General features: G+C 62.4%; 16 protein-coding genes. 5 read left to right on the top strand and 11 right to left on the bottom strand.

The annotated features are described in order from the left end of the window. Positions 1 to 580: 580 nt before the first annotated feature. Both AB9L16_RS13425 and AB9L16_RS13420 read right to left on the bottom strand, forming a co-directional pair. Positions 581 to 1597 carry an NADP-dependent oxidoreductase gene (locus AB9L16_RS13425; protein WP_252867652.1) on the bottom strand — a complete coding sequence of 339 codons (1017 nt, stop codon included), beginning with the start codon at positions 1595 to 1597 and terminating at the stop codon, positions 581 to 583. A gap of 55 nt (positions 1598 to 1652) precedes the next feature. Beyond that, the gene (locus tag AB9L16_RS13420) at positions 1653 to 2441 is read right to left on the bottom strand and encodes an SDR family NAD(P)-dependent oxidoreductase (protein WP_375123745.1); all 789 of its coding nucleotides are present in this window, start codon (positions 2439 to 2441) and stop codon (positions 1653 to 1655) included. Positions 2442 to 2579: 138 nt separating this feature from the next. Here AB9L16_RS13420 and AB9L16_RS13415 point away from each other — a divergent pair, with 138 nt between their 5' ends. Further along, complete coding sequence (locus AB9L16_RS13415) at positions 2580 to 3167, top strand: TetR/AcrR family transcriptional regulator (protein ID WP_095180066.1); 588 nt, start codon at positions 2580 to 2582, stop codon at positions 3165 to 3167. A gap of 180 nt (positions 3168 to 3347) precedes the next feature. Here the strand turns inward: AB9L16_RS13415 and AB9L16_RS13410 are convergent, their stop codons facing one another. The 4 genes from AB9L16_RS13410 to AB9L16_RS13395 form a co-directional block, all read right to left on the bottom strand. Further along, complete coding sequence (locus AB9L16_RS13410) at positions 3348 to 4460, bottom strand: alkene reductase (RefSeq protein WP_056786154.1); 1113 nt, start codon at positions 4458 to 4460, stop codon at positions 3348 to 3350. A gap of 171 nt (positions 4461 to 4631) precedes the next feature. Continuing rightward, a complete protein-coding gene (locus tag AB9L16_RS13405) occupies positions 4632 to 6866 on the bottom strand; it encodes a molybdopterin cofactor-binding domain-containing protein (protein ID WP_375123744.1) in 2235 nt (744 codons plus the stop codon). Next, positions 6863 to 7336, bottom strand: a complete 474-nt coding sequence (locus AB9L16_RS13400) for a (2Fe-2S)-binding protein (RefSeq protein ID WP_258706726.1) — start codon at positions 7334 to 7336, stop codon at positions 6863 to 6865. The genes AB9L16_RS13405 and AB9L16_RS13400 overlap by 4 nt, the downstream gene beginning before the upstream one ends. Continuing rightward, the gene (locus AB9L16_RS13395; protein WP_375123743.1) at positions 7333 to 8601 is read right to left on the bottom strand and encodes a c-type cytochrome; all 1269 of its coding nucleotides are present in this window, start codon (positions 8599 to 8601) and stop codon (positions 7333 to 7335) included. The genes AB9L16_RS13400 and AB9L16_RS13395 overlap by 4 nt, the downstream gene beginning before the upstream one ends. A 300-nt stretch (positions 8602 to 8901) precedes the next feature. Between AB9L16_RS13395 and AB9L16_RS13390 the strand changes: the two genes are divergently transcribed. The 3 genes from AB9L16_RS13390 (at position 8902) to AB9L16_RS13380 (ending at position 12743) form a co-directional block, all read left to right on the top strand. Then, positions 8902 to 10101, top strand: a complete 1200-nt coding sequence (locus tag AB9L16_RS13390; protein WP_375123742.1) for an MFS transporter — start codon at positions 8902 to 8904, stop codon at positions 10099 to 10101. Between the two features lie 94 nt (positions 10102 to 10195). Then, positions 10196 to 11110: a LysR family transcriptional regulator gene (locus AB9L16_RS13385; protein WP_041480316.1), complete on the top strand. Its 915-nt coding sequence runs from the start codon at positions 10196 to 10198 to the stop codon at positions 11108 to 11110. 130 nt (positions 11111 to 11240) lie between these two features. After that, positions 11241 to 12743, top strand: a complete 1503-nt coding sequence (locus tag AB9L16_RS13380; protein ID WP_256809843.1) for a sensor domain-containing diguanylate cyclase — start codon at positions 11241 to 11243, stop codon at positions 12741 to 12743. Positions 12744 to 12749: 6 nt separating this feature from the next. On the opposite strand, the gene AB9L16_RS13375 is transcribed toward AB9L16_RS13380, so the two are convergent. From AB9L16_RS13375 to AB9L16_RS13365, 3 genes are all read right to left on the bottom strand, one after another. After that, positions 12750 to 14288, bottom strand: a complete 1539-nt coding sequence (locus tag AB9L16_RS13375; protein ID WP_375123741.1) for a cryptochrome/photolyase family protein — start codon at positions 14286 to 14288, stop codon at positions 12750 to 12752. 195 nt (positions 14289 to 14483) lie between these two features. Beyond that, positions 14484 to 15605, bottom strand: a complete 1122-nt coding sequence (locus tag AB9L16_RS13370; protein ID WP_375123740.1) for an alkene reductase — start codon at positions 15603 to 15605, stop codon at positions 14484 to 14486. Between the two features lie 102 nt (positions 15606 to 15707). After that, positions 15708 to 16385 (bottom strand): type 1 glutamine amidotransferase domain-containing protein, encoded by a 678-nt coding sequence (locus AB9L16_RS13365; protein WP_150635214.1) that lies wholly within the window; start codon positions 16383 to 16385, stop codon positions 15708 to 15710. A 212-nt stretch (positions 16386 to 16597) separates the two neighbouring features. On the opposite strand from AB9L16_RS13365, the gene AB9L16_RS13360 reads away from it, so the two are divergent. After that, on the top strand, positions 16598 to 17182 hold the full coding sequence (locus AB9L16_RS13360) for a TetR/AcrR family transcriptional regulator (RefSeq protein ID WP_056786121.1): 585 nt from the start codon (positions 16598 to 16600) through the stop codon (positions 17180 to 17182). A gap of 207 nt (positions 17183 to 17389) precedes the next feature. On the opposite strand, the gene AB9L16_RS13355 is transcribed toward AB9L16_RS13360, so the two are convergent. Together AB9L16_RS13355 and paoC are read right to left on the bottom strand one after the other, a co-directional pair. Beyond that, the gene (locus tag AB9L16_RS13355; RefSeq protein WP_258706720.1) at positions 17390 to 17722 is read right to left on the bottom strand and encodes a hypothetical protein; all 333 of its coding nucleotides are present in this window, start codon (positions 17720 to 17722) and stop codon (positions 17390 to 17392) included. 25 nt (positions 17723 to 17747) lie between these two features. Next, complete coding sequence (gene paoC / locus AB9L16_RS13350; protein WP_375123739.1) at positions 17748 to 19958, bottom strand: aldehyde oxidoreductase molybdenum-binding subunit PaoC; 2211 nt, start codon at positions 19956 to 19958, stop codon at positions 17748 to 17750. Positions 19959 to 20189: the final 231 nt, after the last annotated feature.

Genomic DNA, 20189 nt, shown 5'->3' with positions numbered 1-20189 from the left:
AATCAAGCGTGGTGCAGGTTGAGCAAAACGCAAGTTGAGAGGGGTTTCTCGAGGTTTCAGCAGGAAAGGCGGATTGAGCGTGGTATTGCAATGCACATGCTTGGACACCGCGCTGGATTCACCCCTCATCGGAACGCCGCCCGCCCAGCCCTCTCCCCGAGGAGAGGGAGCTGATTTGTGGGCTTTTTGAGACCTGTGTTCGCCTCGGTATCTCAGGTCGGTGTAACTCGCGCATTCAACTCGGTCAGTCCTCTCTCCCTCTGGGAGAGGGAGCTGATTTGTGGGCTTTTTGAGACCTGTGATCGCCTCGGTATCTCAGGTCGGTGTAACTCGCGCATTCAACTCGGTCAGTCCTCTCTCCCTCTGGGAGAGGGAGCCGATTTGTGGGCTTTTTGAGACCTGTGTTCGCCTCGGTATTTCAGGTCGGCGTTACTCGCGCATTCAGCTCGGTCAGTCCTCTCTCCCTCTGGGAGAGGGAGCCGATTTGTGGGCTTTTTGAGACCTGTGTTCGCCTCGGTATTTCAGGTCGGCGTTACTCGCGCATTCAGCTCGGTCAGTTCCCTCTCCCTCTGGGAGAGGGCTAGGGTGAGGGGCTTTTGAGGTTGGCCGCGATGGCAACCTTGCCCTTGGCCCGGCCTTTTTCTACGTAGTGCAAGGCGTCAGCTATCTGATCGAACGGAAAAGTGCGATCGATCACCGGTTTGATCACCCCGGCCTCAATCAACGCAGTGATTTTCTGCAACTGGATGCCGTCGGCACGCATGAACAGAAACGAATAACCCACCCCGTGTTTGCGTGCTTTACGGCGAATACCACTGCTGAGCAGGCGCATCACCACCCCGAGCAGCCACGACAAACCCTGCTCCTGAGCGAACTGCGCAGTCGGCGGCCCTGACAGGGAAATCAGTTGCCCGCCCGGTTTCAACACCCTCAACGATTTTTCCAGCACATCGCCGCCGAGGCTGTTGAGCACCACGTCGTAGTCGCGCAGCTCAATAGCGAAATCCTGCTGTTTGTAATCAATCACCACATCGGCGCCCAGCGCTTTGACCCACGCGACATTCGCCGTGCTGGTCGTAGTCGCAACAAAAGCGCCGAGGTGTTTAGCCAGTTGAATGGCGACCGTGCCAACGCCACCGGAGCCGGCGTGAATCAGCACCTTCTGGCCTTTTTGCACGTTGGCGACTTCGACCAATGCCTGCCACGCCGTCAACGCCACCAGCGGCATGCAAGCCGCCTCGGTCATGGCGAGATTGGCGGGTTTCAACGCGACCGCTGTTTCATCGACAGCGATGCGTTCGGCAAACGTGCCAATCCTGTTATCAGGCGCACGCGCATAAACCTCATCGCCCGGCTTGAAACGCTTGACCGCCGCACCGGTGCTGAGCACCACACCGGCGACATCGTTGCCCAATATCAAAGGCATTTGATAGGGCAGGATCATCTTGAATTCGCCGCTGCGAATCTTCAGATCCAGCGGGTTGACGCTGCTGGCGCGCACTTCGATCAGCACGTCGTGAGCGCCAACCAGCGGTTCGGGCAGGTCGCCAATCCGGCCGTTCTGCTTGCCGTAGCGCTCGATGAAAAATGCCTTCATTGCGGATGCTCTTGTCGGTAGAAACCCGCCGCACTGGCGGCGGGTCCGGTTGAAGTCAGGCTTGAGGCAGATAACGTGGCGCCACGGCCGCTTGGCGGATCTGCCCCAACAGGCCCTGCCGCGCGGTTTGCAGGGCATCCCAGCGCTCGCCCTCGTGCAGCGGCGGGATGGTCACGACTTCGCGACGGTCGAAGCCGACCAGCGCTGCATCGACCATGTCGCCGACTTCCATGATGTCGGTGAGGGTGTTGATGTCGATACCGGCGCGGTCCCAGATTTCCGTGCGGGTGGCGGCGGGCAGGACCGCTTGCACATACACGCCTTGTGGCGACAGTTCCAGGCTCAGGCCTTGAGAGAGGAACAGCACGAACGCCTTGGTCGCGCCATACACCGACATGCCGAACTCCGGCGCCAGGCCCACCACCGAGCCGATGTTGATGATCGCGCCGTCGCCGGCCTTGGCCAAGCGCGGGGCGATGGCGCTAGCCAGCCGCACCAACGCGGTGGTGTTAAGCGCGACCAGTTGCGCCACGCTGTCGGTGCTCTGCTCGATGAAGGTGCCGGACTGCGCTGCGCCGGCATTGTTGACGAGAATGCCGATGCGCGCGTCGTCACGCAGACGCGCCTCGACGGTTTGCAGATCGCTCAGTTGCGTCAGGTCGGCCTGTAGCACTTCGACATGGACGTTGTGTTCAGCGCGCAAACCGGCAGCAAGGGTGTCCAGGCGCGACTGGTCACGGGCGACCAGCAGCAGATCGTGCCCGCGCTGGGCGAAACGTGCGGCGTAGACGGCGCCTATGCCGGTGGAGGCGCCAGTGATCAGAACAGTAGGGCGAGTAGTCATGGTGTTGGCTCTTTTTCAGGTGAAGACTGATTGCGGGCTTTTAGGATGATGATCCAAATCTAAACTGTCAACGGTTTTGATTATGGCTAACATCTATGTATCATCGAGCCATGATTTTTCAGCGCTGGAGGATTCAACATGCGCGTATCCAAAGCTCAGGCTCAGGCCAATCGCGAGCACATTGTCGAAACGGCATCAGTGATGTTCCGCGAACGCGGTTATGACGGGGTCGGCGTGGCTGACCTGATGGCGGCCGCCGGTTTTACTCACGGCGGTTTCTACAAACACTTCGGCTCCAAGGCCGACCTGATGGCCGAAGCCTCGGCCAATAGCCTGGCGCAGTCCACGGCCGCCGCCGAAAGCATGAGCGTGCAGGATTTCATCGACGTGTACGTGTCCCGCGACCATCGCGACGGCCGTTCCACCGGTTGCACTATGGCGGCGCTGTGCGGCGATGCGGCGCGACAGTCCGGGGACGTAAAAGCGGCGTTCGCTGAAGGCATCGAGCGCACGTTACGGACGCTCGGCGAGAAATACCCGACGGCAGCGGATGCACCGCAAGGTGAGGGCCGAACCCGGATGATCGATCTGCTGGCCCGCGCGGTCGGGGCGATCATGCTGTCGCGGGCCTGTCCGGATGACTCGGCGCTGGCCGATGAGATTCTGGCGGTGTGTCACGCTTCGATGACGGCATCGTTGCCAGTCATCGAGGCGCCCTCACCCTAACCCTCTCCCAGAGGGGACTGACCGAGTTGTTTGGGCGATTTACGCCAGGCGCTGATATCGGGTCGAACTCCGGTTCTGAATGCTCCATAGATCAGCTCCCTCTCCCTGGGGAGAGGGCTGGGGTGAGGGGTGAATCCGGCGCGATACCAAAGCCGAACGCCAGCACTTCGCCTCAGAAACTCAAGCGTGAAACGGATAATCGACGTAACCACGCTGATCACCGCCGAAAAAACTGCTCGGATCCGGTGTGTTCAGCTCAAGCCCATCGTGCAGCCGACGCGGCAGATCCGGGTTGGCCAGGAATGGCCGGCCAAAGGCGATGATGTCGGCGCGATCGGCGTTCAACGCCTGTTCGGCGGACTCGGCGTCGTAACCGCCAGCGAGGATCAGCACGCCGTTCCAGGTCTGGCGCAACTGGGCAATGATCGCGTCCCAGCGCGGATCAAAGTTTTCGTCCTTGACCGTGCCGACCATGGCCGGCTCGACCAGGTGCAGGTAGGCCAGATTCCACTGGTTGAGCGCTTCGACCAGATAACCGAAGGTCGCTTCGGGCGTGTCATCGCCCATGCCCATGAAGCGGCCCATTGGCGTCAGACGCACGCCGACGCGCTCGGCACCGACTTCATCAGCGACGGCGGCGACCACTTCGAGCAGAAACCGCGCACGGTTTTCCACGCTACCGCCGTAGGCGTCGTCGCGCTGGTTGCTGTTGCTGTTGAGGAACTGGTCGAGCAGATAACCGTTGCCGGCATGGATCTCCACGCCGTCCATGCCGGCGTTCAACGCGTTACGCGCAGCGCGGCGGTAGTCTTCGACGATGTCGGCGATTTCCGCAGTTTCGAGGGCGCGCGGTACCGGCACATCACCCCACACGCCGTTGCCTTGTTCATCGACGATAAAGGTCTTGCCCGGCACTGGCAGGGCACTTGGCGCCACCGGCAAACCGGCGTCAGGCTGGAAACTCGGGTGGGAAACCCGGCCGACGTGCCACAACTGCATGAAGATCAGACCGTTCGCTGCGTGCACCGCCGTGCTGACTTCGCGCCACGCCTGGACTTGCGCATCGGTGTAGATCCCCGGCGTCCACGCATAGCCCTGGCCCTGTTGGGAGATCTGCGTGGCCTCGGTGATGATCAGCGCAGCACTGGCGCGTTGGCGGTAGTACTCGGCGTTCATTGCAGTCGGCACGTCGCCCGGCTGGCCAGCGCGCGAGCGCGTCAGGGGCGCCATCGCTACGCGGTGGGCAAGGGTGTAAGGGCCAAGGGCGATCGGTTGGAACAGGCGACGGGTCATGGGTAGCTCCGGATGTCGATGACTAGGGTTCAAGCGCGGCAGCCAAGTGCCGCGCGCTGTGCAGGTAACTTAACCGGGGGCGGCGGGGCTGATAATCCGTGGCCGGCGCTACGCAGTTTTGCGCGCAACGCAACGGCACCCGCGCTCATCCATGACGAGCGCGGGCGTGGTTCAGGAGGGTTGGGTCGAGCGGGTCAGCGGCAGGTTCAGCCAGCGCCGGCCGGTGGCATTGCTGACCGCGTTGCCGAGGGCAGCAGCCATTGGCCCTTGGACGATTTCGGCAGCACCGAGGAAGGGTTCGCCCGGTTGATCAAGCAAATGCACATCGACTTTTTTCGGCAATTGGGTGAAACGCAGAATCGGATAACCGCTCCAGTCGTAGCTGCGAATGCCGCCGGCGTCGTAGGCGACTTTTTCGTAGAGCGTCCAGCTTGTCGACTGGACAATGCCGCCCTCGACCTGATTGCGCAGGCCATCGGGGCTGACGATCTGGCCGACGTCGACCGCCGTCACCACATGATCGACGCGAATTTCGCCGGTCTGCGGATGCACCCGCAGTTTCACCGCGAGGGCGCAGTAACCCATGATGTTCTTGTAGCGGGCGAAGGCGAAACCGATCCCCGCGCCGGGCTCGTTGCTCTTGTGGGGCCAGCCGATTTCGTCACGCACGCGCTCAATCACAGCCCGGGCACGCGGGTCGCGCAGATGCGCCAGACGCAATGCCACCGGATCGAGCCCGGCCTTGACCGCCAACTCATCAATACCCGCCTCGATGGCGAAGATGTTGATGTGCGCACCCAGCGAGCGCATGGCCGAAGTGCGGAACGGCATGGTGGTGACGAAATTCATGTTGATCCGCGTCGCGCCCAGTTCATACAGCGGCACCGCGTTGCGATCACCGTCACCTTCGGGCTGGGCAATCGGTACCGACGGCGCCGAGGCGAAGGGTTTCGCCAACAGGCGTGCCGGCAGCAGGCGACCGGCATTGACGATGCGTTCGTTGTGCGGCGTGGTCCACAGCTCGTAGTTCCAGTCCTGCAAACGGCCGTGGCTGAGGCTGGCATCGACTTCGGTGACCATCGCCGAACTGTACGGCTCCCAAAGGTTTTCCTGCTCGCGCATCCATTGCACGCGCACCGGCGTGCCCGGCAGGCGCATCGCGATCAGCGCGGCATCGGCGGCGGCATCATCGGCGCCGTTGTGGCCATAACAGCCCGAGCCTTCGGTATGAATGCAGCGCACACGCTCCGGCGGCAGACGCAGCATTTCGGCGATACCGGCGCGCAGTGGATAGACGCCCTGGGTGTGGGTCCACACCGTGAGCACGCCATCGTTAAACCAGGCCACCGCACAGGACGGGCCGATCGAGCCGTGCATCAAATACTGCTTGGTGACCCGCGCTTTGAAGCGCGTTTCGGTCACGCCGCCGTGATTGCCGTTATTGCTGATCGGATAGCGCTTGGAGGGCAGCTGCTTGAGCAAATCGTGAATCCCGGCGGATTCGGGAATCGCCTCGCCACCACTCCACTTGGCACTTTCCATGCCGGCGCGCATGGCCTTGATCGCTTGCCACTCATCACCGGCGACCACGGCCAGATAGTTGCCGTCGCGAATCACTTTGACCACGCCGTTCAACGCCTCTATGGACGCGGCATCGAACGCCTGAAGCGTGCAGCCGGGACGCGGCGGGCGAATCACCCGCGCATGCAGCATGCCCGGCAGCCGCATGTCCTGGACGAATGCCGCGCCGCCGCTGACCTTGGCCGGGATGTCCAGACGCGGCAGGTTGTGCCCGATCAGTTTGAAGTCGGCCGCTGCCATCGCCGGTGATTGTGTCTTGGCGTATTGGTGCACATCGACATGCTTGACTGCTTCGGCATAAGCCATGCGTTGCCCGCTGGGGCCTTGGATTATGCCGTCGCGAGTGCTCAGTTGTGCAGCATCGACTTGCCAACTGCGCGCAGCGGCATCGACGAGCATTTCCCGCACCTGCGCGGCAGCGTTGTACAGCGCGGTGCCGCTGTCGAAAATGCTGTGGCTGCCGGCGGTGTAGCCTTCGTTGGGCGTCAGCGCGGTGTCGGCGGTGAGCAAGTTGATTGCGCTGGCCGGCACCTGCAAACGCTCGGCGGCGATTTGCAGTAACGCGGTTTTCACTCCAGTGCCCAGTTCGACTTTGCCGGTGTACACGGTGATGCCGTCGGCACCGATGCGAATCCACGCGTCCAGGTAAGGGTTGGTGCGCAGGCTGCCGGGCAGATCGGGGGCCAGCACTACGGTGCCGAGGGTGTCGACTTCGGTGTCGGCCAAGGCCCGCCGCGCCATTGGCATCAGGGTAAAAGCCATGAGCAACGCGCCGCCGCGCAGGAAGGCCCGGCGGCTGGGGTTCAAGCCGTTAGCGTCGCTCATGTCCGGCTCCCGTTGTGCCCGGCCACCTGTTTGATCGCCTCGATGATGCGCAAGTGCGTGCCGCAACGGCACAGATTGCCGGCCATGTGCTCACGAATGGTTTGTTCGTCCGGGTGCGGATCACGTTCGAGCAACGCCTGCGCGCGCATCAGCATGCCGGCGATGCAGTAACCGCATTGCGCCGCTTGCTTGTCGATGAATGCCGTTTGCAACGGGCCGGGTTTTTCTGCGCTGCCGAGGCTCTCCACGGTGCGGATCTTTTTCCCCTCAAGGCCTGCGCAGGGTGTGAGGCAGGCGAACACCGGCTGGTCGTCGACGATCACCGTGCACGCGCCGCACTGGCCCAGGCCGCAGCCGTACTTGGCGCCGTTGAGGTTCAAGTGATTGCGCAGCGCATACAGCAGCGGCATGTCCGGCTCCAGCTCCAGCGCTTGGGCGGCTCCATTGACGGTGAGAGTGATCTGGCTCATTTCGTCTCCTGACGTAACGCTTCAATAGTGGAAGAAAGGTCGGTCCATGGCTGCTCGGGTCTGGCTTGCTCGCGCAAATACGCCGCCAGTGCGCCGAGCTGGGCGTTATCGAGGCTGGCGGCGAACGGCGGCATCACCGGGCCGGGCGCGCCGGGAATGGCGGGCACGCCTTCGAGCACGGTCTTGAGAAAGTTGCGCGGGCTGGCCGCTTGTAGCGCCGAGGTGCTTTCCAGGCCTGGGCGGCCGTCGATTTCACGCATCGGCGCGGCGGGTGCGTGACATCCGGCGCAGGCGCTGCTGAAGAGCAGGGCGCCGGTGCTGTGATCCGCTGGACTGCTCGGCGGCTTTTTCGGGGTGATTTCGGTCACCGCGTGCGGGCTTTGCAGGCTCAGCAGGTAGTCGGCAATCGCTTCGGCTTCACTGGCCGGCAAGCGCGCCAGACTCAGGCTGACCGGACGCATCGGGCCGGCGGGTGTGCCGTGACCATCGACCACGTCAGCGCGCAGGTAGCCGACCAATTGCTCGCGATTCCATGGATTGGCGCGTTGCTGGAGGCCGACCAGTGCCGGCGCTTCCCAGCCATCAACGCTGCCGCCCTGCAGATACTCCGAGGATTTCTCCGCGCCGATCAGGTTCAGCGGTGAATGGCAGCCGGCGCAGTGGCCCGGGCCGTCGACCAGATAGCGTCCGCGATTCCATGCCGCGCTGTGTTCGGCCAGCGGCGTGAGCGGCTCGCCATGCAGAAACAGCAGGTTCCAGAACGACACCAGCGGGCGGATGTTCATCGGGAAATTCATTTGGTTCTGCCGCGCCGGGGCGTGTACGGCGGGGCCGCTCATCAAGTAGGCATAGGCGTCGGCGATGTCTTCGGAGCTCATGCGCCGGTAGTGCACGTAAGGAAAGGCCGGGTAGAGAAAGTGGCCGTCGCGGGCAATGCCTTCGCGCATCGCCCGCTCGAAGGTCGGCAATGACCACTCGCCGATCCCGGTCTGCGCATCTGGAGTGATGTTGGTGCTGTACAGCGTGCCGAACGGCGTCACCAGCGGCAGCCCGCCGGCCAGGTATTCGCCGCCGGGGCGGGTGTGGCAGACCGCGCAGTCACCGGCCTCGACCACCCGTGCGCCGCGTTGCAACTGCGCAGTATCGAATGACGTCGGCCGTTTGATTGGTGCGATCGCCGGGCGCCACATCAGCGCGACGGCGACGATCAGGCCGAGCACCGCGAGCACGCCGACGCTGATCCACAGGGTTCTGGATTTGAGCAAATGGCTGTTCATGGTCGGCAGAAAAACGCGGCGGACAGTGGCAGGACGAGTGCAGTGCGGGTCATAGAAACGCTCCTTGTAGCAGCCGGGAAGGGCGCCGATGCGGACGTCAGCGCCAGGGCCAAAGCGTAGAGAAGACCCTTGCAGCGGAGAATCACCGGCCCGCGCAACAGCGCGTTGCGCCACAAGCAACGTTGCGCGCCACGCATCAGTGCGTTGTCAGTGGCACGGATTCTCGCCCCCGCCGGCTGACCGTAGCCTTGGCACAACTTTCTTTCCCGAACTCAACGAGGTGTCACCATGCTTACGGGCAACCCTGCCGTTGCGGCCCCGGCCGAACAGCCTGCTTCACTCTCCGGCCTGATGGTCGCGTTTCTGGCATTTTGCTGCGGCGCGGTCGTCGCCAACCTGTATTACGCACAACCCATCGTCGAACTGATCGCGCCGCAGATCGGCCTGTCCAGCGCCAATGCCAGCCTGATCGTGTCGCTGACGCAGTTCGGTTACGCGCTGGGCTTGTTGCTGCTGGTGCCGCTGGCCGACCTCATGGAAAACCGCCGTCTGGTGGTCGGCTTCACCCTCGCTGCGAGTGTGACGCTGCTGTGTGCTGGCCTGACTCAGTCGCCGTCGCTGTTCCTGCTGCTCTCTTTGCTGATCGGCCTGACTTCGGTGGCAGTGCAGATTCTCGTGCCGCTGGCCGCGCACCTGGCGCCGGAGGCCAGCCGGGGCCGCGTGGTCGGCAACATCATGAGCGGCCTGTTGTTGGGGATTCTGCTGTCGCGGCCGCTGTCGAGCCTGTTGGTTGAAGTGTTCGGCTGGCGCGGGGTGTTTTACAGCGCGGCGGCACTGATGGCGGTGATCGCGTTGATTACCGCTGTGGCATTGCCGCGCCGGGTGCCGACGCACAAAGCCACCTATGTCGCGTTGATCGGTTCGGTGTTTGCTCTGGCCCGGCGCTTTCCTGTGTTGCGCCAGCGTTCGCTGTATCAGGGTTTGCTGTTCGCCAGTTTCAGCCTGTTCTGGACTCTCGCGCCAATTGAGCTGATGCGTCACCACGGTTTCAGCCAGGCGCAGGTGGCGATCTTTGCTCTGGTCGGCGCGGTGGGTGCGATTGCCGCGCCGATTGCCGGGCGTCTGGCCGATGCCGGGCACGGTCGTCGCGGTACCTTGGTGGCGTTGCTGCTGGCGCCGCTGTCACTGTTGATCGCCGCGCTGCCGGGCAGTGGTTACGTGTGGCTGGTGGTGTGTGCGGTGCTGCTGGATTTTGCCGTGCAGTTGAACATGGTCCTCGGCCAGCGCGAGGTCTACGCCCTCGACCCGCACAGCCGCGCCCGCCTGAATGCGGTGTACATGACCAGCATCTTCGTCGGCGGCGCGCTTGGTTCACTGGTCGCCAGCCCGCTGTACGAACACTTCGGCTGGAACCTCTCGGCCGTCGCCGTAGCGGTGTTGCCGGCGTTGGCGCTGGCGTTGTTCCTGAGCCGCAAGGCTGATGGCTGAGGTCGCGATGAGGCCCGGCAAGCACGACGATACAAGACGTGTGGCGAGCACTGATGCACAATCAGCGGCGTTCCCTCACCACCGGATCCCGCTTATGGACAAGTTGCTGGCCTTGAAGATGTTTGTTGAAACCGTGCGCTGCGGGGGCTATTCCTCGGCGGCGCGCAAGCTTGGGATTTCGACGTCTTCGGTGACACGGCAAGTGGCGGGGCTGGAAAACGAGTTGGGCGCCAGCCTGCTCAATCGCACCACGCGCAACACCAGCGTGACCGTCGCCGGTCAAACCTATTTCGAGAAGGCCGTGGCGATTCTCGATGCCATCGACGAAGCCGACGCGGTGGTCGCCGATCGTGGCAGTGATGCCCAAGGCCGCTTGCGCATCAGCGTGCCGGTGGAGTTTGGCCGCCGGCTGATCGCGCCGCACCTGAGTCGCCTGCTTGAACGCCATCCCGGGCTGGAGATCAGCCTGTCGCTGAGCGATCAGGTCAGCGATTTGCTCAGCGAGCAGATCGACGTTTCAGTGCGGCTCGGCTCGACGGTGGTCAGCGAAGATATCGTCAGCAAACGCGTCGGGCAGTTTCAGCGTTGGATTGTCGCCAGCCCGGATTATCTGGCGCGCAGCGGCGTGCTCGAACATCCGCGGGATCTGCTTGAGCACCAATGCCTGCGTTTCGATTACGGCGGCAGCCATCATCACTGGACCTTTCAGGGCGACGAAGAGCCGATTCAGCTCAACGTTGCGGGCCGCCTGCAAAGCAACAACGCCGACATCCTGCGCGAAGCGGCAATTGGCGGTGGCGGGGTGGCGCTGCTGGCCGACTGGCTGGTGCGCGACGACGTCGCCGCCGGGCGCCTGACGCGCTTGCTTGAGCACTACGAGGTCAATCCCGGCAGTGCCAGCAGTTGCATCAACGCGCTGTACCTGCCCAACCACCGTGGATCGAGCCGGATCAACGTGTTCATCGATTTTCTCGTGGAAATCCTCAAACCCGCCGCACCTGCCGCTTAGCGCTGCACACTCTGTTGCTGCAGCCGCTGCACACTGCTTGTATGCTTGCGCCCCGGAACACGTGGCCGCCGTGAGTGCCGACGTTCGAATGATGGCTGGAATGGATCCCGGACTTCCTTAAGGTACTGACGTGAAGCGTGATACTCGCCTTGTAATGCTCCTGCTGCTGGTGATCGGCTGTTCCCTGACTTCGCTGACGATCTGGAAAGTCTGGTCTTCGCGTGAGCGTGCGCTGGCCGAGGTCGATGTGCATGGCCTGAACCTGACCCAGGCGCTCAACACCTACACCGAAGGCATTGTCCGGCAAAGCTCGCTGCTCTTGCTCGGACTGGTCGAACGTCTGGAAACCGAGGGCAACGGCCCGGCGCAGATTCAGCGCATCCAGAGCCTGATCGACCGCCAGCAGCCGCTGATGCCACAGCTCAGCGGCATCATCATCTATGACCGGAACGGGCATTGGCTGATGTCCTCCAACCGACCGATTCCGGAGGGCGCCAACAGCAGCGACCGCGCCTATTTCATTCACCACCGTGAAAACCGCAGCCGCGAGCCGTTCATTGGCCCGCCGATCCAGAGCCGTGCCAATCACGAATGGGTGGTGACCATCAGTCGGCGCTTCAATGACGCCGGTGGCCAGTTCGCTGGCGTTGTAGCAGTGACGCTGGGGGTGGAAAACTTTCTGCGGGTGTTCGGCAAACTCGACGTTGGCCAGGACGGCGCGATAGGCCTGTCGTACACCGATGGCACGCTGCTGGTCCGCTATCCGTTCCGCGAGCAGGACATGGGCCGCAACTTCTCCAAATCGCCGATCTACGCCAAATACCTCGTTGACCGCTCGGTCGGCACTGCCTCCTACACCTCCAGCCTCGACGGTGTCGAGCGGCTGTACGCGTTCCGCAAAAGCGAAACGCTGCCGCTGATCACCACCGTGGCTCTGGGCAAGGACGAAGCGCTGGCGGCGTGGCGCATCGAAGCGGCGCTTTCGGCGGTGGTGGTGATCGGGCTGCTGGGGCTGACCGGGTTGATCGGCTGGTTCCTGATCCTTGATATCCGCCGCCGCACCGAGGCCGAAGAAGCCTTGCGCGATGCCCAGCAGCAATTGCTCGCGTCCAATCGGCAGCTGGAATTACTGGCGCTGAAGGACGCGCTGACCGGCCTGGCCAACCGCCGCTGTTTCGATGAGACCCTGACGGTGGAAGCGCGGCGCGCGCAGCGTGACGGGACTTCGCTGGCCTTGCTGATGATCGATATCGACCACTTCAAATTGTTCAACGATGCCTTGGGCCACGTCGCCGGCGATGCCTGCCTGCAAGCGGTCAGCAAGATTCTTGAAGGCTGCGTGCGACGCCCCTCGGATCTGGTCGCGCGCTACGGTGGCGAGGAAATGGCGGTGATCATGCCGGCCACCGACAGCGCCGGTGCTACGGTGGTGGCGCAACTGATGCTCGAGCGTTTGCAGCAGGCGAACATTGCCCACCCGGGTAGTCCGTTTGCTCGGATCACGGTGAGTATCGGCATGGCGGTAGGGACGGGCGCTCAGCTGGATTCGCTGCCGGCGTTGATCCAGACCGCCGATCAGGCGCTGTACCGCGCGAAAGCGGCGGGGCGCAACGGGATGGCCGGGCAGGCCTGAGGCGCACTAGAAAGCTTCGCCGCTATCCAGTTTCGCCAACAGCATCTGCCCGCGTTGCCACAGCGCGTCCTGCTTGGCCAGCGGCATGCGATCAAGGTTCTTGTACATCATGGCCATGCGCTGATTGCCGCGCAGGATGTCGCCGTGGCGCATGAGGAAATGCCAGTACAGCGCATTGAACGGGCAGGCATCGTCCGCGCTGCTTTCCTTGACCTTGTAGGCGCAGTCGCCGCAGTAATCCGACATTCGATTGATGTACTGGCCGCTGGCGCAGTAAGGCTTGGAGCCGAGATAACCGCCGTCGGCATGCATGACCATGCCCAGGGTGTTGGGCAGTTCGACCCAGTCGAAGGCGTCCATGTAGATCGCCAGATACCATTCACAGATTTCCTTCGGCGCAATCCCGGCGAGCAAGGCGAAGTTACCAGTGACCATCAGCCGCTGGATGTGGTGAGCGTAGGCATGTTGCAGGCTTTGGCCGATGGCCTGGCGCATGCAGTTCATCTGCGTTTCACCCGTCCAGTAGAACTCCGGCAGCGGGCGCGTGTTGCCAAACACATTGCCCTCGGCGTAATCCGGCATCTTCAGCCAGTACACACCGCGCACGTATTCGCGCCAGCCGATCAACTGCCGAATGAAGCCTTCGGCAGCATTGAGGCCGATGCTCCCCGACCAGTAAGCCGCCTCGACATCGCTGCACAGCTGACGCAAATCGAGCAGGCCGATGTTCAGCGCGGCACTGATCCGCGCGTGAAACAGAAACGGTTCATCACTGGCCATGGCGTCCTGGTAATCACCGAAACCGGCCAGCGCATAGTCGAGAAAGTATTGCCACAAGGCCTTTGCGTCGGCGTGGGTCACCGGGTAGTTGAAGTCGTCCAGCGTGCCGTAATGGCTGGCGAAGCGCTCGCCGACCAACGCCAGCACCTCTTGGGTGATTGCGTCATTGGCGAAACGTGCCGGGTAGGGCGGTTTGGCGTGTTTGGGCAGCGCCTTGCGATTCTCCGCATCGAAATTCCACGCACCGCCGACCGGCGTACCGTCCCCGTTCAGCAGCAGCCGACTCTTGCGCCGCATCTCGCGGTAGAAAAACTCCATGCGCAGCTGCTTCTTGCCGCTGGCCCAATGGGAGAACTCTTCGCGGGAGCAGAGGAAACGGCGGTCTGAATGCCAGTGCACGGGCAAGCCCGAATCTTTGATTGACTGCTCAAGGCGCCAGTCGCCGCATTCGGTGATATGAATCTGTTCGGCGCCGGTGAGGGTTTGCCAGCGCTGCAGTTCGCCGGGGATGGAGCCGCTGTTATCCGGGTCGTCGAGGCGGACGTACTGGACGCGGTAGCCTTTATCGCGCAACGCCTCGGCAAAGTGGCGCATGGCGCTGAAGATCAGAGCGATCTTTTGCGGATGATGAGCGACGTGGGTCGCTTCCTCCATGACCTCGACCATCAGCAGCAGGTCTTGCTGGGGATCGAGTGGCTGCAGGGAGGCCAGGTCGAAAGACAGCTGGTCACCGAGGATCAGGAGCAAGCGGTGGGCAGGGGGCATGGAGCTAAGTCCGGTGAACGATTCGAACTCCAATAGTTATACAGATTGTTTGTTATGTATAGGTTTTAGCGGCCACTGACATCCTATTGTGGGAGCGAGCCTGCTCGCGAAAGCGTCCTGTCAGTCAATACAAGTGCTGACTGACCCACCGCCTTCGCGAGCAGGCTCGCTCCCACAGGAACTTGTTTTGGGTTCTTAGGCGGGGTAGGTCGGGTAATCGATATAACCCTCGGCACCACCGCCATACACCGTTGCCGGATTCAACTGATTCAACGGCCAGTCATTGGCAATACGCGCCGGCAGATCCGGGTTGGCCATGAACGGTCGGCCAAACGCAACGAGATCGGCCAGCCCCGACTCAAGCAATTGCGCGCCGGTTTTGGCGGTGTAGCGACCGGCATAAATGATCGCGCCGCTGAAGGTGTCGCGCACGGCCTGGCGAAAGGTCTGCGGCATCGCTGGCGCGTTGTCCCAGTCGGCTTCGGCGATCGACAGGTAGGCGATGCCGACGTCTTGGAGAATCTTGATCGCGGCAATGTAAGTGCTGTGCGGATCTTCCTCGACCAGGCCCAGATACGTCCGCGCTTCATCGGTGGTAGTGAACAACGGTGCGAAACGCACACCGACCTTGTCCTTGCCGATGCATTCGGCAACACCGGCCACCACTTCGCGCAAAAAGCGCAAGCGATTATCCAGCGAGCCGCCGTACTGATCGGTGCGCAGGTTGCTGTGAGCGGAGATGAACTGGTTGACCAGATAACCGTTGGCGCAATGCAGTTCGATGCCGTCGAAACCTGCATCCATCGCGTTGCGCGCGGCCTGGATGTACAGCTGAATCAGTTCCTGCACTTCATCGGTGCTCAGCGCGCGCGGAGCAGACGGTGGCACCAGTTCACCGACACCAAGCGCGGTTTCGATGAACACGCTGACGCGGTCCGTCGCCACCGCAGAGGCCGACACCGGCGCATCACCATTAGGCTGCAACGCCGTGTGCGAGACCCGACCGACGTGCCAAAGCTGGGCGAAGATCACGCCATCCACCGCGTGCACCGCCTCGGTGACTTTGCGCCAACCGGCGATCTGCTCCGGCGTGTGAATGCCCGGCGTCCACGCATAACCCTGGCCACGCGGTTCGATCTGCGTGCCTTCGGTGACCAGCAAACCGGCACCGGCGCGCTGCTGGTAATACTCGGCCATCAATTCGTTGGCGACATTGCCCGGTTGCGTGCTGCGCTGGCGGGTGAGAGGTGGCAGGACGATGCGGTTTTTCAGGGTGTGTGCGCCCAATTTGGCAGGCGTGAAGAAAGCGTTTTTCATGGAGTAAGCCTGGAATCTGATTAGACCAGTCGACTAGTGACTGGGCAAAAAAACAACGCCGGGCGGTACGCACGCGGCGTTGATCGGGGTAGAGCGAGGGATTCAGCCGAGCATCTTCAACAGCTTTTCGGCAACGGCGGCGGAGCTGGCCGGGTTCTGGCCGGTGACCAGTTGACCGTCAGCCACCACATGCACCTGCCAATCGGCGACTTTCGAATAGCGCCCGCCCAGACGCTGGAATTCGTCTTCGATGAGGAACGGCACCACGTCAGTCAGACCAACAGCAGCTTCTTCGGCGTTGGTGAAACCGGTGACGTCGCGATCTTTGACGATCGGCTGGCCGTCAGCGCGCACCACATGACGCAACACGCCGGGTGCGTGGCAGACAAAACCGTGAGGTTTGTTGGCGCGGTCGAAGGCTTCGATCAGTGCAATCGAGGCCTTGTCTTCGGCCAGATCCCACAGCGGGCCGTGGCCGCCTGGGTAGAACACGGCGTCGAAATCTTCGGCCTTCACGTCAGCCAAACGGCCAGTGGTGGCGAGTGCCTGTTGTGCAGCCGGATCAGCGCGGAAGCGATCGGTTTCGGCAGTCTGCGCGCTTGGCTCATCGCTTTTCGGATCGAGCGGCGGCTGGCCGCCGGCAGGCGATACCAGCGTGACGTCGGCGCCGGCGTCCTTGAAGGCGTAGTAGGGCGCGGCGAACTCTTCCAGCCAGAAGCCGGTTTTCTTGCCGGTGTTGCCGAGTTGATCGTGGGAAGTCAGAACCATCAAGATTTTCATAGAGCACCCTTGGTTTGGTCAGGCATCGGCACAGGGCGAGGAATTCGCTCAGCGTCGGCACCGCATGAATTTGTGTCTCGGGGCGCAGCATAGGTTCCAATTAGACCAGTCGTCTAGTAATTTTTTCAGAAAATGTTTTTGCTCGTCGGTTATGGCAAACTCCCGGCCTTGAGAAGTATACGACTGGTCTATTGTCTGGAATTTTGCGCACCATGAAGCCGACCTTTGACGACACCCGCCAACACTTACTCGACACCGGCCACCGGATGATGGCCGAGAAGGGCTTCACCAGCGTCGGCCTCAACGAGATCCTGCAGACCGCTGGCGTGCCCAAGGGCTCGTTCTATCACTACTTCAAATCCAAGGAGTTGTATGGCCAGGCGCTGCTCGAGGATTACTTCGTCGACTACCTCGCCGACATGGAGCGCCGCCTGACATTGCCTGGGCTGACTGCGTTCGAGCGTTTGATGGATTACTGGCAGGGCTGGCAGAACCGCTGCACCCTCGAAGGCCACGGCGATGAATGCCTGGTGGTGAAACTCAGCGCCGAAGTCGCCGACCTGTCCGAATCAATGCGCTTGACCTTGCGCGACGGCGCCGAACGCATCGTCGCGCGCATCACCGAATGCATCGAACAAGGCCAAAATGACAAAAGCTTGCCCGAGGGCGATGCGCGGAAGTTGGCAGAGACGCTGTATCAGCTCTGGCTCGGCGCGAGTCTGCTGAACAAACTGCAGCGCACCGGACAGTCGCTGGAAACCTCAATGGCGATGACCCGGCAGCTTTTGCGAGTCTGAGCTTCGCCGCAGGTCCCTGTATGAGTGAACCACCGATCTTGATTCAATCCCCAATCCCTGTGGGAGCTGGCTTGCCAGCGATGGCGGTATATCTGCTACATCAATGCTGGATGTGCTGACCTCATCGCTGGCAAGCCAGCTCCCACAGGGATTTGCGGTGGTTGTCGCAGTTATGTCCAGGGAGTACCGGATCAGGCCACTCAACATTCAGTCAGGGGACTTTTCCTCTTCAGGCAGTTGGGCAAACCACTGCGCATACGGTGTATTGCTCACCTTGAAACGGTTGTAGTCCGGGCTGCCGTCATCCCACCACACCGGCCCGCGTTCACCCAGCGCGACTTTGGCGTCGTTGACGCGAGCTCTCGCCGACTTCAACGCCTGTGCATCCTCCGCACGCTTCGCCTCTTTGACCGCACGCCGCGCTGACATGAGTTCGGTTACAAACGCCTCACGCTTGGCGGCTGGCAGCGATGGGTTGCTGCAACGCCACAGCTGTTGCTTGACCACAAAATAGTGGCCATCGGGGGTGGTGGGGTACATGGGCGATATCCTGCGCGATCGAGTCTTAGACCGGGTAGGACAACTCGCCGATGAGTTTATCCAGCGTAATCGGATAATCGCGCACCCGTACGCCACACGCGTTATAGATCGCGTTGGCGATGGCCGCCGCGGCGCCGCTGATACCCAGCTCGCCGACGCCTTTGGCTTTCAACGGGGTTGCATACGGATCGACTTCATCGAGAAAGATTACTTCCTGATGGGGAATGTCGGCGTGCACCGGCACCTCGTATCCGGCCAGATCGTGATTGACGAAAAAGCCGATTCGATGGTCCACCGCCATCTCTTCCATCAATGCCGCACCAGCGCCCATGGTCATGCCGCCGATGATCTGGCTGCGCGCGGTTTTCGGGTTGAGGATGCGCCCGGCGGCGCACACGGCCAGTTGCCGGCGCAGGCGAATTTCGCCGGTCGCCGCATTGACCGCGACCTCGGCGAAATGCGCGCCGAAGGTCTGCTGGGCAAAACGCTCGGCCAGATCGCCGTATTCCATGCGGTCCTCGCCCGTCAGCTCGCCACTGGCTGCGGCCTGAGCCAAGGCAACCTGCTGCGAGCCTGCGCGAATCTGTGCATCGACAAACTCGGTTTGCTGCGGGTCAAAACCGACGGCGCGAGCAGCGGCTTCACGCAGTTTCATGCACGCGGCATACACGCCGGCAGTGGAGGAGGCGGCTCCCCACTGGCCGCCGGAGCCCGACGATTCCGGAAACCGCGAATCGCCCAAGTGCACCACGACACGGTCCAGCGGCACGCCCATCATTTCGGCGGCGGTCTGGGCGATGATGGTGTAACTGCCGGTGCCGATGTCGGTCATGTCGGTTTCCACGGTGATGACGCCTTGACGATCGAGACGCACGCGTGCCGCCGAAGCGGTGGTCGGTGCGCCGCGAATCGCCGAGGCCAGCCCGATGCCGATCAGCCAGCCATCCTCACGGCGCTGAGCGGGTTGAGGGTTGCGCTGACGCCAGCCAAAGCGTTCGGCGCCAGTGTTCAGGCATTCCACCAACTGCCGTTTGGAGAACGGCCGCGCCGGTTGCTCCGGATCGACCTGCGAGTCGTTGAGGATGCGCAGTTGCAGCGGATCCATCTGCAGCTTTTCCGCCAGTTCATCCATGGCGATTTCCAGCGCCATCATCCCCGGTGCCTCGCCCGGCGCGCGCATCGCCGAACCCTCGGCGAGATCGAGCACGGCGAGATTCAAACGAGTCATGCGATTGGCCCCGGCGTAAAGCAAGCGGGTTGACGCGGTGGCCGCTTCGGCGCGTCCGCCGCGCAGATTGCCCGACCAGCTCTCGTGGCCGATCGCCGTGATCACGCCGTCACGGTTGGCACCGATGCGCAGGCGCTGAAGCGTCGCCGGACGATGGGTCAGGTTGTTGAACATCAGCGGCCGCGGCAGCGCGACTTTCACCGGTCGCCCGGCATGTCGAGCCGCCAGGGATGCCAACACTGCGTCGCAAAGAATCGTGCCCTTACCGCCGAAACCACCGCCGATATATGGCGAGATCAGGCGCACATCTTCCTTGGCGATGCCGAGGGTTTTCGCCAGATCGCGCACGCCCCAGTTGATCTGTTGGATCGATGTCCACAAGGTCAACTGCGTGCCACTCCAACGGGCAATGGTTGCGTGCGGTTCCATCATCGCGTGGGCCTGGTCAGGCGTGCTGTAGTGCTGATCGATTTGCACTGGCGCAGCGTAGAAGGCGCCTTCGAAGTCACCGACGCTGGTCTGCGGCGGCGGGCCGAAACCGGCCGGTGGCGGTGGGGTTGCGGAGTCTTTCGCAGCCGCCAGATCGAATGAACCTGGCTCGGCCACGTAGCGGATGTCGAGCAAGCCGGCGGCCGCGCGCGCCTGTTCAAAAGTGTCTGCGACGACAATCGCCACGGCCTGGTGATAGTGATCGACCTGCGGCCCGGCCAAGGCCCTGGCTACGTAAAACTCCCCTTTGGCCAATGCCCCGGCGTTTTCGTAAGTGACGATGGCAATCACCCCGGACGCTTCCCGCGCTTGCGTCGAATTGATCGAGGCAATGCGCCCCTTGCCGATCCCGGCGCCGACGATATAGCCATAGGCGGCGTCCGGCACCGCTGCGTTTTGCTCGTAGGCATAGGGGGCGGTGCCGGTGGTTTTCAGCTTGCCGTCGATGCGGTCGGCAGGTTGGCCGATGACGTTCAGCTGGTCGATCGGATTGGAGCCGGCCGGGGTGTCGAATTTCATCTGCGAACTCCTTTCAGACAGGCTGGCGGCGCACACGTAGCGCGGCGCAGCCATCGATTGACGTCGGATCTCTACGAGCCTAGGCCATCGACGCGCTGCTGATAATGCGCGGTTTCAGGATGGAATGATGAATCCCGCTCACCAATCCTGATCAACATGACAAATAGGAATACGTTTCAATTACTAATGCGACCGTATACCATGCGCGACGTTTTCACTGGCGGTTTTGCC

Source organism: Pseudomonas sp. LW8 (genome assembly GCF_041956865.1).
GTDB classification, from domain to species: Bacteria; Pseudomonadota; Gammaproteobacteria; order Pseudomonadales; family Pseudomonadaceae; genus Aquipseudomonas; species Aquipseudomonas siliginis.
This window is presented reverse-complemented; position numbering and strand designations above follow the sequence as displayed.

Coding starts and splice junctions, on each gene's coding strand:
- AB9L16_RS13425 (WP_252867652.1), bottom strand. CDS start 1,597: ATGAAGGCATTTTTCATCGAGCGCTACGGCAAGCAGAACGGCCGGATT.
- AB9L16_RS13420 (WP_375123745.1), bottom strand. CDS start 2,441: ATGACTACTCGCCCTACTGTTCTGATCACTGGCGCCTCCACCGGCATA.
- AB9L16_RS13415 (WP_095180066.1), top strand. CDS start 2,580: ATGCGCGTATCCAAAGCTCAGGCTCAGGCCAATCGCGAGCACATTGTC.
- AB9L16_RS13410 (WP_056786154.1), bottom strand. CDS start 4,460: ATGACCCGTCGCCTGTTCCAACCGATCGCCCTTGGCCCTTACACCCTT.
- AB9L16_RS13405 (WP_375123744.1), bottom strand. CDS start 6,866: ATGAGCGACGCTAACGGCTTGAACCCCAGCCGCCGGGCCTTCCTGCGC.
- AB9L16_RS13400 (WP_258706726.1), bottom strand. CDS start 7,336: ATGAGCCAGATCACTCTCACCGTCAATGGAGCCGCCCAAGCGCTGGAG.
- AB9L16_RS13390 (WP_375123742.1), top strand. CDS start 8,902: ATGCTTACGGGCAACCCTGCCGTTGCGGCCCCGGCCGAACAGCCTGCT.
- AB9L16_RS13385 (WP_041480316.1), top strand. CDS start 10,196: ATGGACAAGTTGCTGGCCTTGAAGATGTTTGTTGAAACCGTGCGCTGC.
- AB9L16_RS13375 (WP_375123741.1), bottom strand. CDS start 14,288: ATGCCCCCTGCCCACCGCTTGCTCCTGATCCTCGGTGACCAGCTGTCT.
- AB9L16_RS13370 (WP_375123740.1), bottom strand. CDS start 15,605: ATGAAAAACGCTTTCTTCACGCCTGCCAAATTGGGCGCACACACCCTG.
- AB9L16_RS13365 (WP_150635214.1), bottom strand. CDS start 16,385: ATGAAAATCTTGATGGTTCTGACTTCCCACGATCAACTCGGCAACACC.
- AB9L16_RS13360 (WP_056786121.1), top strand. CDS start 16,598: ATGAAGCCGACCTTTGACGACACCCGCCAACACTTACTCGACACCGGC.
- AB9L16_RS13355 (WP_258706720.1), bottom strand. CDS start 17,722: ATGTACCCCACCACCCCCGATGGCCACTATTTTGTGGTCAAGCAACAG.
- paoC (WP_375123739.1), bottom strand. CDS start 19,958: ATGAAATTCGACACCCCGGCCGGCTCCAATCCGATCGACCAGCTGAAC.